Annotated in this window: 11 protein-coding genes; 6 read left to right on the top strand and 5 right to left on the bottom strand. The window is 57.9% G+C overall.

Going from position 1 to position 13,963, the window contains the following annotated elements; all coding sequences use genetic code 11:
- Positions 1-26: 26 nt before the first annotated feature.
- Positions 27-530, bottom strand: coding sequence for a pantetheine-phosphate adenylyltransferase (gene coaD, locus MTP42_RS06570; protein ID WP_005932740.1), 504 nt, complete (start codon positions 528-530; stop codon positions 27-29).
- Between the two features lie 374 nt (positions 531-904).
- Here coaD and MTP42_RS06565 point away from each other — a divergent pair, with 374 nt between their 5' ends.
- Together MTP42_RS06565 and MTP42_RS06560 are read left to right on the top strand one after the other, a co-directional pair.
- On the top strand, positions 905-2,251 hold the full coding sequence (locus MTP42_RS06565; RefSeq protein WP_005932736.1) for a butyryl-CoA:acetate CoA-transferase: 1,347 nt from the start codon (positions 905-907) through the stop codon (positions 2,249-2,251).
- A gap of 51 nt (positions 2,252-2,302) precedes the next feature.
- Positions 2,303-3,514: an AI-2E family transporter gene (locus MTP42_RS06560; RefSeq protein WP_249258231.1), complete on the top strand. Its 1,212-nt coding sequence runs from the start codon at positions 2,303-2,305 to the stop codon at positions 3,512-3,514.
- 209 nt (positions 3,515-3,723) lie between these two features.
- Here MTP42_RS06560 and MTP42_RS06555 read toward each other — a convergent pair whose 3' ends face one another.
- The 3 genes from MTP42_RS06555 to MTP42_RS06545 all read right to left on the bottom strand — a co-directional run bounded on the left by MTP42_RS06555 (position 3,724) and on the right by MTP42_RS06545 (position 7,735).
- Positions 3,724-5,148 carry a radical SAM protein gene (locus MTP42_RS06555; RefSeq protein WP_249258230.1) on the bottom strand — a complete coding sequence of 475 codons (1,425 nt, stop codon included), beginning with the start codon at positions 5,146-5,148 and terminating at the stop codon, positions 3,724-3,726.
- Between the two features lie 72 nt (positions 5,149-5,220).
- Positions 5,221-6,996, bottom strand: coding sequence for an oleate hydratase (locus MTP42_RS06550; RefSeq protein ID WP_249258229.1), 1,776 nt, complete (start codon positions 6,994-6,996; stop codon positions 5,221-5,223).
- A 148-nt stretch (positions 6,997-7,144) separates the two neighbouring features.
- On the bottom strand, positions 7,145-7,735 hold the full coding sequence (locus MTP42_RS06545; protein WP_442899457.1) for a TetR-like C-terminal domain-containing protein: 591 nt from the start codon (positions 7,733-7,735) through the stop codon (positions 7,145-7,147).
- A gap of 299 nt (positions 7,736-8,034) precedes the next feature.
- Here MTP42_RS06545 and proC point away from each other — a divergent pair, with 299 nt between their 5' ends.
- The 4 genes from proC to MTP42_RS06525 all read left to right on the top strand — a co-directional run bounded on the left by proC (position 8,035) and on the right by MTP42_RS06525 (position 11,726).
- Entirely contained in the window at positions 8,035-8,841 is an 807-nt protein-coding gene (gene proC, locus MTP42_RS06540; protein WP_249258227.1) for a pyrroline-5-carboxylate reductase, read from the top strand.
- Between the two features lie 4 nt (positions 8,842-8,845).
- Positions 8,846-9,622 carry a glutamate 5-kinase gene (proB, locus tag MTP42_RS06535; protein WP_215665807.1) on the top strand — a complete coding sequence of 259 codons (777 nt, stop codon included), beginning with the start codon at positions 8,846-8,848 and terminating at the stop codon, positions 9,620-9,622.
- Between the two features lie 3 nt (positions 9,623-9,625).
- On the top strand, positions 9,626-10,888 hold the full coding sequence (locus tag MTP42_RS06530; RefSeq protein WP_249258226.1) for a glutamate-5-semialdehyde dehydrogenase: 1,263 nt from the start codon (positions 9,626-9,628) through the stop codon (positions 10,886-10,888).
- 397 nt (positions 10,889-11,285) lie between these two features.
- Complete coding sequence (locus tag MTP42_RS06525; RefSeq protein WP_005932722.1) at positions 11,286-11,726, top strand: methylglyoxal synthase; 441 nt, start codon at positions 11,286-11,288, stop codon at positions 11,724-11,726.
- A gap of 120 nt (positions 11,727-11,846) precedes the next feature.
- Here the strand turns inward: MTP42_RS06525 and MTP42_RS06520 are convergent, their stop codons facing one another.
- The gene (locus MTP42_RS06520) at positions 11,847-13,865 is read right to left on the bottom strand and encodes an FAD-binding protein (protein WP_097772218.1); all 2,019 of its coding nucleotides are present in this window, start codon (positions 13,863-13,865) and stop codon (positions 11,847-11,849) included.
- Between the last annotated feature and the right edge of the window lie 98 nt (positions 13,866-13,963).

Genomic DNA, 13,963 nt, shown 5'->3' with positions numbered 1-13,963 from the left:
AGCGTTTCTTGCATAAGGAATGGGGGTCAGACGTTCTCTCCCCTGCTGCGCAGCTCGGCCATCTTCTGCTCCACGGCAGCTTCCACATTCGGGGTAACGAACTTGGAGATGCTGCTGCCGTAGCGGGCGGCTTCCTTTACAATGGTAGAGGAAAGATAGCTCCACTTGATGCTGGTTGCAAGGAACATGGTCTCGATGCCGGGCATCAGCGCATGATTGGTCTGCGCCAACTGGATCTCGTTTTCAAAATCCGTTACCGCCCGCAGGCCCCGCACCATGACCGAAGCGTGGCGCTTCTTGGCGAACTCCACGGTCAGGCCGTCGAAGCTCTCCACCGTGACATTGGGGATACCCTTGCAGCATTCCTGCAGCAGGGCCACCCGCTCCTCCACGGTGAACAATGGGTGCTTTGCACTGTTGATGAGCACGGCCACGATCAGGTGATCATTGATCTTTGCCGCGCGCTTGATGATATCGAGATGACCTCGTGTGACCGGATCGAACGACCCGGGGTAAACTGCAGTTGCCATCGGTTTTGTCCTCCTTGCGCGCCTTTGAAAAGCGCATTGGTTCTGACATGATAGCACTTTCCAGTTTGCTGTGCAAGATGTTCTTTTCTTCTGCTACGGTGTATCGTTAATTTTTAAACAATCCTACCCGCAGTGCCACGCTGCATCCTGCTACGCTATAAGTAAAGCACATCGTCAAAATTTTATCAAGTATTTTTTGTGTAAAATTTATTTTTTGTACACCAAAGAATCTCTACGAAAAGCTAAGATTTTTAGTCATATTGCATTCAGCCCTGTTTTTTGCCAGGAAAGTATTGATTCTCCCGTTTGTTAATGATATAACTAAGTTGGAATTTACAATTCCTTTATGTTATTGTAAGAGAGGATGGTTTATAATGGATTTTACGGAATTGTATGCGCAGAAGAAAATGACAGCTGACCAGGCTGCCGCGTTGGTCAAAAGCGGCGACTGGGTGGATTACGGCTGGGCCGTGAACACCCCCGTTGCAGTGGACGCTGCCATTGCAAAGCGTCTGCCTGAGCTGGAGGATGTCAACTTCCGCGGCGGCATCCTGATGTGGGTGCCCGCCATCTTCCAGATCGAGGATCCTGCTGCCCACATGACCTGGAACAGCTGGCACATGGGCGGCATTGAGCGCAAGGCCATTGCCCAGGGCTTCTCCTTCTACTCCCCCATCCGCTACTCTGAACTGCCCCGCTACTACCGCGACAGCTCTGACCCCGTGGATGTGGCGGTGTTCCAGGTGACCCCCATGGACGAGCACGGCTATTTCAACTTTGGCCCCTGTGCTTCCCACCTGGGTGCCGTCTGCGATAAGGCCAAAAAGATCATCGTTGAGGTCAACCGGAACATGCCCAAATGCCTGGGCGGCACCGAGAACTGGGTGCACATCTCCCAGGTTGCCGGTGTTGTGGAGGGCAGCAACCCGCCCATTGGCCAGATGGCCGCTGCCGGTGCCGCCACCGAGGTCGATCTGAAGGTGGCAAACCTCATCGTCCCGCAGATCCCCGACGGTGCCTGCCTGCAGCTGGGCATCGGCGGTATGCCCAACGCCATCGGCAACCTGATCGCGCAGAGCGACTTGAAGGATCTGGGCGTGCACACCGAGATGTATGTGGATGCCTTTGTGGATATTGCAAAGGCAGGCAAGATCACCGGCCGCCACAAAAATCTGGACAAGGGCCGTCAGGTCTATGCCTTTGGTGCAGGTACCCAGAAGATGTACGATTACCTGAACGACAACCCGGAGTGCATGGCCGCTCCCGTGGAGTACACCAACGACATCCGCAGCATCTCCGCCATCGACAACTTCATCTCCATCAACAATGCGGTGGATATTGACCTGTTCGGTCAGGTGAACGCGGAGAGTGCAGGCATCAAGCACATTTCCGGTGCAGGCGGTCAGCTGGACTTTGTTCTGGGCGCATACCTTTCCAACGGCGGCAAGAGCTTCATCTGCCTGTCCTCTACCTTTATGAATAAAAAGACCGGCAAGCTGGAGAGCCGCATCCGTCCTACCCTGGAAAACGGCAGCATCGTCACCGACACCCGCGCAAACGTGCACTACTTGTGCACCGAGTACGGCTGTGTGAACCTGAAGGGACTGACCAGCTGGGAGAAGGCAGAGGCACTGATCAGTGTGGCACACCCCGATTTCCGGGACGAGCTGATCGCCGAAGCCGAAAAGCTGCACATCTGGCGCAGGAGCAACAAGCGCTGACATTGCCGCAGGGAATCCTGCTGTCTGCGGCAGGAATGGAGTTTCTATGACATGATGGACAAAAAACCGCATATCAAACCCTATCTCTACGGAATGTTCGCGGGCTTTGGCGCAATCAGCCTGAGCATCCTCTTCTTTTTCCTGATCTACCGCTTTCAGGGCTTCGGCAACGCCGTTTCAACCCTGACCGGCATCCTGATGCCCTTTATCTACGGCAGTGTCATTGCCTATCTGCTCAAGCCGGTGTGCAACTGGATTGAAGCATTTCTCCACAAGCTGTTCCCGGAAAGGATGCACTGCTTTGCCAACATGCTGGCCGTTGCTCTGACCATCCTGTTCGGTCTGCTGCTGATCTACGCGCTGATCATGATGATCGTGCCGCAGCTCATCAACAGTGTGACCGCCCTGTACTTCACGGCGCGGGACAACATCGGCGACTTTGTGGAATGGATCTCCAAGCAGGAGTTCATTGCCAACAACAAAAAGCTGCTGGACTTCATCGAGAACTCTTACGACAGCCTGGATGCCAACCTGGATGCCTGGATCAAGAACACCCTGCTCCCCTCCATGCAGAACATCCTCAGCGGTGCCGCTGTGGGCGTGGTGAACGTGGTGACCTGGATCAAGAATTTCGTCATCGGCCTCATCGTTTCGGTGTATCTGCTGGCCAGCCGGAAGAAGTTCGGGCAGCAGGGCAAGCTCATCCTTTATAGTTTGGTCAAGCCCTGCTGGGCCGACCTCATCATGGAGGAAGTCCGTTACGCTGACCGGATGTTCGGCGGCTTCATCAACGGCAAGATCCTGGATTCTGCCATCATCGGCGTGCTGTGCTATATTGCCTGCCTGATCTTCAAGTTCCCCAGCGCCCTGCTGGTGTCGGTCATCATCGGCGTGACCAATGTTATCCCCTTCTTCGGCCCCTTCATCGGTGCCATCCCCGCCACCCTGCTCATCCTGATCCAGAACCCCATCAAGGCGCTCTGGTTCGTGCTGTTCGTTCTGGTGCTGCAGCAGGTGGACGGCAACATCATCGGACCCAAGATCCTGGGCAACACCACCGGCCTTTCCAGCTTCTGGGTGCTCTTTGCCATCCTGCTGTTTGGCGGCCTGTGGGGCTTTGTGGGCATGATCATCGGCGTGCCGCTCTTCGCGGTCATCTATGATGTCATCAAAAAGCTGGTGTTCCACGGCCTGAATCGCAACGACGAATCCGGCATGGTAAACCTCTATCACGATGCCTTCGGCGACCCCGACGACGAGTGATCCCAAACACAATAGAATCGCAAAACCGGCTCTGTCTCCTGCATGGGAGGCGGGGCCGGTTTTTGTATTCCTACCGCATGATTTTCTCAGAGCAGCCGAGAAACGCAAAGCTCCCCCTTCCCGGCGCTGTCTCGGCGCTTGGGGAAGGGGGAGCTTCGGCTTTCAGGGCAGATATACCAAAAGGGGGATTTCAGGGGGAGTACCTGCAATTACTGCTGATTGGGCTTCCAATCCTTATAGTTCTCGTAGCGGCTCTCGCGGATCTTGGTATGGGACCAGATCTCGTCGGCGGTCGGCTGCCAGTTGGCGGCATAGGACTTGCACTTGTCGCACAGATGATCGACGCTTTCCGGGCTCTGGAGGTCGGTGCTGTGGGCGCCGGTCTCGTGAACCATCTTGCGCAGCAGCTCGGGGTTTTCCAGCATCGGGCAGGGGCGCAGATGGTTCTTGTTGAAGGGCTGGCCGTTGTGGTAGGCCATGAACAGCGGACTCTGCAGGATCTCCAGGATGCTGCTGTCATGGATGTTGGCATTGGAGTAGTGGATGAACACGCAGGGCTCTGCGTCACCGGCCGAGTTGATGTGGAAGTAGTTGCGGCCGCCGGCAATGCAGCCGCCCACAAACTCGCCGTCGTTCTGGAAGTCCATGGGGTAGAACGGGATATCGCAGGCTTCACTGCGCAGATAGCGGATGCGCTGGATCATGTACTTGCGCTGCTCGGGAGAAGGCATCAGTTCAGGCGCTGCCTCGTTGCCCACGGGCATGTAGTGGAAGTAGAAGCCGAAGTGTGCACCCTTATCGCAGAGGAAACGCATGAACTCATCGCTGGTAACGGCTTCGATGTTGTCGCGGGTGTAGCAGATGGAGGTGCCGAACAGGATGCCGTGCTCCTTGAGCAGATCCATCGCGCGCATAACGGCAGCATAGTGGCCCTCGCCGCGGCGGGCATCGTTGGTCTCCGGGGTGCCCTCAATGGACAGCATAAACGCAATATTGCCCAGACGAACCACTTCCTTGCAGAAAGGCTCATCGATCAGGGTGGAGTTGGTATAGATGGCAAACTGCACATCGTTGTGCTTCTCGGCCAGCTTGAGGATATCAGCCTTGCGCACCAGCGGCTCACCGCCGGTGAGCATGTACAGATAAACGCCCAGCTCCTTGCCCTCGGTGACGATCTTATCCATATCGTCAAAGCTCAGGTTGTTCTTGTGGCCGTACTCACCGGCCCAGCAGCCCACGCAGTGCATATTGCAGGCAGAGGTGGGGTCAAACAGGATCAGCCAGGGAATGTTGCACTGATATTTGACACGATTCTCGCGGATGGTCTTGGTGCCGCGGAAGAAGGCCTCATAGCCCAGGTTCAGGGCCGTGGTGCGGGCCACGTTGGGGTCCAGCTGGTTCAGCACACAGTTAATGAGCTTCGACCACTTGCTGTTGGGGTCAGTCAGGGTCTGCTTGGCGTGTGCGTAGGTCTCCTCGCTGAAGGAATTACCGTAGAACTGCTTTGAAAGATCTACGATCTGTCCAACCGTCTTGGCGGGGTCCTTCTCGGCATGAGAAAGCACGAGATCCACAGTCTTGCCCAGTGCAGCACGCTGCATTTTGTGCGTCAGAGAATCAAATGCGATATTCATTTTTATTTCCTCCAGATTCAATAGAATTTTACAGGGCTCTCTTCCCTGCCTGCCGGGCTGAATTCCCGGCGCTCAGATGATCTTATACTCCAGCAGCAGACGGCCCAGGTCGGTGTCCTGTACCTTTTCTACCGCTTTTCCCAGTGCGAATTTTTTGATCCAGTTCATTTTCAGATCACTCAGGGGTTTGCCATCCCGCAGCTGAACAGCGGCGTTCAGCAGGTCGCGGACATCGTAGGTGCTGCCCCAGACCTCCGGCACGCCCCGGTCGATATCCAGCAGGGTGTACACGGCTTCCATGCCGGTGCGCATGGAATACTCGGTGGTGAAGATGGTATCCCGCTTCGTCTCGGCAAATTGGCCGATGAAGGCAAAGTTCACTGCGCCCTCCGGCACCACCGCCGGACGATCGCCTGCGGTGCGGGGCATGAAAAAGGCTGTGATATAGGGCATCATTACGGGCACGGTATTGGCACTGTGCTCCGCCAGGTCCTCGATCTGGTTTTCGGGGACTCCCAGATGATACAGCCACTCCATGCAGATCTCCTTGCCGGTGCAATCCCGCATGGGCTTTTTGATGTAGTCGCCGGGCGTGTTGCTGAACAGGCCATAGATCCAGCCCACGAGCTGGCCCTTGGGCTGATCCCGGAACTGGGGCTGACGGTTGAATGTCCAGCTGAGCAGCCAGCCGGAATCCCGCGCCGTGACGATGCCGCCCGTGACAGTCCTGCCGCTGAACGGGTCACGCTGGCAGATGTTCTGGATGTAGGGCACGATGCGTTCGTCCAGCGTGGTGACCGTGGCGCTCATCCAGTTGGTCTGTTCCGGATCGGAGCAGAACTTCTCCGGGCGGCCAAAGGCCTCATCCTGCGCGGCGATCTTCTTCCACAGATCCCAGCCGTTGCCGGGCCGGAGCGTGGGGTTGAACACTGCAGGCTGATCCTGGGAGCCGATGGAGGTGCTTTCCACGCAGCCGCCGTTGGTGATGAACACCAGATCATTCTCGGTCAGGTCCACCCGTTCCGCTTCATCGTCCACCAGCAGGCAGATGCTCCTGGCCTGCTTTTTGCCCCCGGTCAGCTCAAACTCAATGTTGGTGACCTTGGTGTTGTAATGGAAGCGCACGCCATGCCCTTCCAGATAGCGGATCATAGGCAGGATCATGCTCTCGTACTGGTTGTACCGGGTAAAGCGCAGTGCCCGCAGATCAGGCAGACCGCCCACATGGTGGATGTAGCGCTTCAGATAGAGCTTCATTTCCAGTGCGCTGTGCCAGTTCTCAAAGGCGAACATGGTGCGCCAGTAAAGCCAGAAGTTGGAAGAGAACACCTCCGCGTCAAAGACATCGGTGATGCGCTTATCATAGAGCTGCTCATCCGGGGTAAAAAAGAGCTTGATGAGTTCCATGCAGCCCTGATCCGAAAGGCCGAACTTCCCATCGGTGTGGGCGTTCTGCCCCCGGTTTTCCGTAGCGCGGCAGAGCGAGTAGTTGGGGTCTGCCTTGTTCAGCCAGTAGTACTCATCCAGCACGCTTGCGCCCTCGGTCTCAAGCGACGGGATGGAACGGAACAGATCCCACATGACTTCAAAATGGTCATCCATCTCCCGGCCGCCCCGCATCACATAACCGATGCCGGGGTACTGGCAGCCATCACAGGCACCGCCGGGGATGGACCCCTTTTCAAAGAGATGGATATGTTCCCCTTTCATCTGACCGTCACGGACCAGGTAGCAGGCAGCTGTCAGCGCCGCCAGACCGGTGCCCACGAGATAGGCCGATTTCCGATCCACTCCCGCAGGCTTTTTCGGGCGCGCAAAGGCCTCATAGTTCCCGCTGGAATAATACATTTTATTCCCTCCGTTTGCTGTGGTTTCCAGGTTTTCACCTTTCATTTTGCGCTGACCATACTGTAACATTTTGTCAAACGGAAAGCCATAAACAGAAAAAGCACCGTGATGGAAAACCCATCACGGTGCCCGGATTGATAAAATATTGTCAGTCGTCAGGATCTGCGGGGCTGCGGTCGGTGCGGAAGCGGCGGAGCGCCCGCTCAAGCTCGCCATGAAGCAGAACATTCAGCCGCTCGGTCATCCGGACGGGGTCCTCCTTCATGTCCCTGCGGATCCATTCCAGCGCCATGCCCACCAGCGCGTATTTGTAAAAGTCGATGATGAACTGCTTGTCGGAATCCTGCACGGTAAAGCCCTGCGCGCTGCGGTCCACAAAGTCCCGCAGCATGGAGTCCAGCAGTTTATATAAGTACTGTTCCAACTGCTCACGGCTCACGGAGCGGTAAACATTCATCACCAGAACCTTGTTGTCCTGCACCTGATGCAGGATGTCCAGAAAGGCATCTGTCCAGTTCTCAAAGCTCTGTCTGCCCTCCAATGCCTTGGCGGCATCTTCGACCATGATCCAGTCCACGAGGTCGTAGATGTCCTTGAAGTGGTAGTAGAAGGTCATACGGTTCACGCCGCAGTCCTCGGTGATATCATTGATGGTGATCTTATTCAGCGGTTTTTGAAGCAGCAGCTTTTTCAGCGATGCTTCCAGCGCCCTTTTTGTAGTTTGCGACACGAGATCCATCCTTTCCCAGCGGCACACACTGTGCCGCTGACCGTGGTGGCCGCCCTATGGGGCCAGAGAAGTAAGAATACTTCCTTTATACTATAACGCAAATGCCCCCCGTTTTGCAAGTTCAAAATCTCTCATTTTGATATTTTTTTCACGTTCTTCTCCATTTTGCAGCCGTCCCGCCACCTTTTTGCCGGGTTTCCGGGAGGTTCCTCTTGATTTTCTGGCTCCGGGCGCTTACAATGGATGGAGTGGAACGAATGTGCGTTCCATTTATTTCTTTCTGAGTGAGAAAGGAAGGGAAAGTAAGTATGATCAAGACCATCGGATTTTTAGGCTGTGGGAACATGGGCGGTGCCATTGCGCGAGCCGTCTGCAAGGCTGCCGACCCACAGAACGTTTATCTTGCCAACCGCACTACCGCCAAGGCAGAGGCGCTGGCCGCAGAGCTGGGCTGCAACACCACCACGAACGCCGAAGTGGCGGGCCGCTCCGACCTGATCTTTCTGGCGGTCAAGCCCCAGATGATGGAGGCTCTGCTGGCTCCGCTTAAGTTCACCCTGAACGAGCGGCCGAGCCGCTTCATCCTTTGCAGCATGGCAGCTGGGCTTTCCATCGCACGCATCCAGGAGATGGCGGGGGAAGATTACCCCGTGATCCGCATCATGCCCAACACCCCGGCTTCGGTGGGGGCAGGTATGATCCAGTATTGCTCCGCCAATGTGACAGCGGAGGAGGAGCAGGAGTTTCTGAAGTTGATGGCACCCGCCGGGCGGCTGGACGCTGTGCCCGAGGCCCTGATCGATGCGGCAAGCAGCGTTTCCGGCTGCGGCCCGGCCTGGGTGTACCAGTTCATTGAAGCGCTGGCCGATGGCGGCGTGGCCTGCGGCCTGCCCCGGGCCAAGGCGCAGGAATACGCTGCCCAGATGGTATTGGGCAGCGCCAAGCTGGTGCTGGAAAGCGGAAAACACCCCGGTGAGCTCAAGGATGCGGTGTGCAGCCCCGGCGGCAGCACCATTCAGGGCGTGCGCGTGCTGGAAGAGCACGGCTTCCGCGGCGCGGTGACCGATGCGGTGATTGCTGCCTACGACAAGACAAAGGAAATGGGAAAGGGTTAATTTTATGCGCATCGTCGTCAAAGTGGGCACCTCCACGCTGGCACACTCCACCGGGCGGCTGAACATCCGCCACACAGAGGATCTGGTCAAGGTGCTGAGCGACCTGAAGAACGCAGGGCACGAGGTCATCCTCGTCTCGTCCGGTGCCATCGGCATGGGAGTGGGCAAGCTGTCCCTGCCCTCCCGCCCCGGTGATATGGCCACCAAGCAGGCCTGCGCCGCTGTGGGCCAATGTGAGCTGATGTACACCTACGACCGCCTGTTCACCGCCTATAACCACAACGTGGCGCAGATCCTGCTCACCGGTGTGGATGTGGAGCACGAGGGACGGCGGCTGAATTTCCAGAACACCCTGACCCGGTTGCTGGAGCTGGGTGCGCTGCCCATCATCAACGAGAACGACACCGTTGCCACTGATGAGATCACCTCCATCGGCGACAATGACACGCTGGCCGCCATCGTCACCTGCTGCATCCATGCCGATCTGCTGGTGCTGCTGAGCGACATCGACGGCCTGTACACCGCCAACCCCCACACCCACCCGGACGCAAAGCTCATCCCGGTGGTAGAGCGCATCACCCCTGAAGTGCTGGCGCTGGCAGATGGGGCAGGCTCCGCATTGGGCACCGGCGGCATGTCCACCAAGCTCCGTGCCGCCCAGATGGTAACGGCAGAGGGCGCGGACATGGTGATTGCCAACGGTTCCCACCCGGAGCTGCTCTACGACATTGCAGACGGCAGACCCGCAGGCACCCGCTTTGCGGGCAGAAAGGAGGGCTGATCCATGACGACACAGGAGATCCTGGAAGCCGCCCGCGCAGCAAGAAGCACGCTGGGCCTTTCCTCGGGCGAGGTGCGCCGCGCCGCCCTGCTGGGCATGGCAGAGGCGCTCTGCTCCCCTGCCCGCCAGCAGGCCATTCTGGAGGCCAATGCCGCCGACCTGGAAGCCGCCAGAGGGCACATCTCGGAGGTCATGCTGGACCGGCTGGCCCTGACACCGGAGCGCATCAGCGCCATGGCAAAGGGCATCCGGGAAGTGGCTGACCTGCCCGACCCGGTGGGCAGAGTTCTGCGCCGGGTAGAGCGCCCCAACGGGCTGGTCATTGAAAAGACCGCCGTGCCCATGGGCGTGATCGCCATCATCTACGAGAGCCGCCCCAACGTGACCAGCGATGCCGCCGCCCTTGCCATCAAGAGCGGCAATGCCTGCATCCTGCGGTGCGGCAGGGAGGCATGGCGCAGTGCCAACGCCATTGTAACGGCTCTGCGGGAGGGTCTGCGGGCAAACGACCTGCCCGAAACAGCGGTCTGCCTGATCGAGGACACCACCCACGCCTCGGCCAACGCCCTGATGACGGCGGTAGGCTATGTGGATCTTCTCATCCCGCGCGGCGGGGCTGGACTCATCCGCGCCTGTGTGGAAAACGCAAAAGTCCCCTGCATCCAGACCGGTACCGGCATCTGCCACATCTTCGTGGATGCTTCTGCCGAGCAGGATAAGGCGCTGGACATCATCGAAAACGCCAAGGCCAGCCGCCCCAGCGTCTGCAACGCGGAGGAGGTGTGTCTGGTGCACCGCGACATTGCGGCAGAGTTTCTGCCCAAGCTGGCCCGGCGGCTGGGCCCTGACCGCGCTGCAAAGGGGCTGCACCCGGTGGAGCTGCGGCTGGACCCGCGTGCCGCCGCCATCATCCCCGGCACCCCTGCAGGCCCTGCGGATTTTGACACCGAGTTCCTGGACTACATCCTGGCTGTCAAGGTCGTGGACAGCGTGGAGGAGGCCGTCAGCCACATCGCCGCACACTCCACCGGCCACAGCGAAGCCATCCTGACCCGGGACGAGGCCCATGCCGCCCTCTTTACGGCGGCGGTGGACAGTGCGGCGGTCTACGTCAACTGCTCCACCCGCTTTACCGATGGCGGGGAGTTCGGGCTGGGGTGCGAGATGGGCATTTCCACCCAGAAGCTCCACGCCCGTGGCCCCATGGGGCTGGAAGAGCTGTGCAGCTACAAGTACATCATTCACGGCAGCGGCCAGATCCGCTGAACCGTTCAATTGCGAAAACATTTTTCCGTTTTTTCTCACAGGCCGCCGTGGAAGGACAGCGGCCTGTATTTTTGTTTTGCAGGGATGGACTGTTTTTGTCATAGAAACATTTTCGGACCAAAATTTCGAAAATTATTTTTCCGTTTGTGCCATGATGTATTTTTCATTTCTCCATTCTGTACAAAAATAAAGTCGTACTTTTATCGGAAATTAGGGTAAAAATTCTCATTTTCCCCTTGACAACCCCTATTTCGACGCGGTAAAACTATATTGGAAAGTATGGGAACAAGTTCTGCGGGGCGCTCTGAAGTGCGCCCGGAACTGTCCTTCCCACAACTGCAATCCATTTCAAACAGATGTCCGCATGACGACACTAGTACAAAGGAGAGAGCGAATTATGACAATTGCCATTCTTGCACATGATTCCCGCAAAGAACTTGCACTTCAGTTCTGCACCGCCTACAGTGGTATCCTGTCCCGGAACACTGTCATCGCCACCGGTACCACCGGCCGGATGTTGAACCAGGCCACCGGCTTGCCAGTTCACTGTTACCTCTCCGGAAAGCTGGGCGGCATCCAGCAGATCACCGCCCGTGTTGCCTGCGATGAAGTGGATCTGGTGCTGTTCTTCCGCGACCCGCTCCGGGCCGACAGCGGCAGCTCCAACGAGCAGAATCTGCTCCGCCTGTGCGATATGCACAGCGTACCCATTGCCACCAACATTGCCACCGCCGAGGTACTGCTCCGCGGCATGGATCAGGGGGATCTGGACTACCGGGAAGGGATGCACCCGCCGGTGATCGAGCCTCTGGCCGCTCCCCGCCGCGCCGTGTGCTGAGGACTGCCTGACATTTTTTGTGTATAGAGGGAAACGTAAAACAGCGCCGCCGAAGCTTTTCAGGGCTTCAGCGGCGCTGCATTTTTATGCGGTTTTCAGTTCATTTTCCGGGGAGTGACATCATTCCAGACCGGCCATCTGCTTGACGGCCTTCATGGCGAAGGTCAGGGTGCGGCCCATGGCAACACCAGCCATCAGGCAGGGATAGTTGTTGGCAAAGAAGCTGCCGGACATATCGCCGGTGATATACAGGCCGGGCATGGGCTTGTTATCGTTGTCCAGAGCCTGACCCTTTTCGTTGATGGCAATGCCCTGCTCAGTGGTCAGCAGAGAGGCACCCAGCCAGCAGCCGTAGAAGGGAGCGGTGCGGATGGCGCTGAGGCGGTAAGCGGGCTTGCCGAAGTCCTCGTCGTTCTGCTTGTCGTAGAGCTCGTTGTAGCGCTCCACAGTGGCAAGGAAGGTGTCCTTGGCAGCGCCAGTAAAGCCCATCTTGTCAGCCAGTTCGTCCAGCGTATCGCACTTGAACAATGCACCGGCCTCGATCGCCTCGTCCATCTTACCCTGAATGTACTTCTCACCGCCGTTACGGGTCTGGGCAGAGCAGCCGATGGTGTGGAAACGCTTTGCGTCCTCCAGAATGTTGGCATCGCAGATCTGAGCGTAGACACGGCCCGGCTGGTGAGCAGCGGCGTAGACGATGTCATTGTAGGGGCTGCTCTCGTTGGCAAAACGCTCGCCGTTGCGGTTCACCTTCAGGAAGGGCTGGGTGCCGGGGTTGTACTGACGGATGGTACCCGGGAAAGCCTTGCCGCCAAAGGCAGTGTCACTGTCCACATAGCCGCCATCCACGCCGGGGGCCACGATGCCGCGGTCAAACAGCATGGGAGCGGCCTCCTTGTCCAGATTGGCACCGGCCCACATTGCAGCCCGAATGCCGTAGCCCTTATCGGAGGGAGAGTAGGAGCAGGCAGTGGTGACGGAGGTTCCCAGCGGGTCCAGCTGCTCCATCATGTAGGGGTTGCCGGGGAAGCCGCCGCAGGCCAGCAGCACGCCCTTGTTGGCGTTGTAGCGGATGAAGTGGTCATCCTCGGTGCTCTGGGCGATGATGCCGGTAATGCGGCCATCGCTGTTCTTTTCCAGCTTGGCCAGACTGGTCTTGAAGTCCACATCGTAGCCCAGCTCCTGAATGTACTGAAGCAGCAGCTCGTTCCGGGCGGCACCACTGGAGCGATCATAGGTATACTCGATCTCGGGGTACATATAATCGGTGTTGTGCTCGGCGTTTTCTGCAGGCCATTTGGCCTCGTCACCGTAGGTGTAGATCATCTTCACGCCGTACTTGTCCTCCATGATGGAGCGGACAAATTCGATCATCTCGGCAGACTCGTTGATCCAGGTCTTGACCACGCGCTGATCACACTTGCCGGAGGCGTAGCGAGAGACCTCGCTCAGCAGCTTGGCACGATCCATCTTGATGCCCTGTTCCTGAGCACCAAAGCCGTCCACGGCACCCACCCAGTGACGGGTATCCTGCACATTGCCGTTCTGCTCGATGACACGGAAGTTCAGGCCCTTGGCAGCGGCATAAGCAGCAGCGAACATACCGCCGTTGCCGGCACCCACGATGAGGATGTCGGTGTCCACGGTCTCGGTGATGGCAGCCTCGTCAATGTCAGGCTCCTTGCCCAGCCAATCGGTCTCGTCACCGGTGGGCAGCTGAACGGAAGTTACAGTTGCCTCTCCCTTTGCCTGTGCAAAGCAGCTCTTGGCGGCCTTCTTCACGGCATCGGAGGTGATGGTGGAGCCGGACACGCCGTCGATCTCGTCAGAGCCGGCGTTCAGCAGCTGGTTCTTCAGCTCCTCGGCAGCAGCAGCGCCGTAGGAAGCGGTCTCGCCGGAGGTATCGACCACAACGTCGGTCACAGCACTATCGGAGAAGGTCATAGTGACCTTGACGGTAGAGGAAATACCCTCAGCAGTGCCGGTGTAGGTGCCGGGGGTGTAGCTGCCTGCTGCACCGGCGGAAGCGGCGGTGGAGGAGCTTGCAGCGTTGCAGGCAGCCAGTGCACCGGCAGTGACACCGGACATGGCAGCGGCAGCAGCGATCTTCAGAAAGCCTTTACGCGAGATCTTGTTCATGCTTGGATGATCCTTTCTTCTCTTTTTCTGTTCTTATTCTTTGATTTTCCTTCTTATCCGAAACGCACCGCCACAATACGGCGCAGACTTCGTTCGAT

It is taken from the genome of Faecalibacterium sp. I2-3-92 (assembly GCF_023347315.1).
Lineage (GTDB): Bacteria > Bacillota > Clostridia > Oscillospirales > Ruminococcaceae > Faecalibacterium > Faecalibacterium duncaniae.
This window is presented reverse-complemented; position numbering and strand designations above follow the sequence as displayed.

Coding starts and splice junctions, on each gene's coding strand:
- coaD (WP_005932740.1), bottom strand. CDS start 530: ATGGCAACTGCAGTTTACCCCGGGTCGTTCGATCCGGTCACACGAGGT.
- MTP42_RS06565 (WP_005932736.1), top strand. CDS start 905: ATGGATTTTACGGAATTGTATGCGCAGAAGAAAATGACAGCTGACCAG.
- MTP42_RS06560 (WP_249258231.1), top strand. CDS start 2,303: ATGATGGACAAAAAACCGCATATCAAACCCTATCTCTACGGAATGTTC.
- MTP42_RS06555 (WP_249258230.1), bottom strand. CDS start 5,148: ATGAATATCGCATTTGATTCTCTGACGCACAAAATGCAGCGTGCTGCA.
- MTP42_RS06550 (WP_249258229.1), bottom strand. CDS start 6,996: ATGTATTATTCCAGCGGGAACTATGAGGCCTTTGCGCGCCCGAAAAAG.
- MTP42_RS06545 (WP_442899457.1), bottom strand. CDS start 7,735: ATGGATCTCGTGTCGCAAACTACAAAAAGGGCGCTGGAAGCATCGCTG.
- proC (WP_249258227.1), top strand. CDS start 8,035: ATGATCAAGACCATCGGATTTTTAGGCTGTGGGAACATGGGCGGTGCC.
- proB (WP_215665807.1), top strand. CDS start 8,846: ATGCGCATCGTCGTCAAAGTGGGCACCTCCACGCTGGCACACTCCACC.
- MTP42_RS06530 (WP_249258226.1), top strand. CDS start 9,626: ATGACGACACAGGAGATCCTGGAAGCCGCCCGCGCAGCAAGAAGCACG.
- MTP42_RS06525 (WP_005932722.1), top strand. CDS start 11,286: ATGACAATTGCCATTCTTGCACATGATTCCCGCAAAGAACTTGCACTT.
- MTP42_RS06520 (WP_097772218.1), bottom strand. CDS start 13,865: ATGAACAAGATCTCGCGTAAAGGCTTTCTGAAGATCGCTGCTGCCGCT.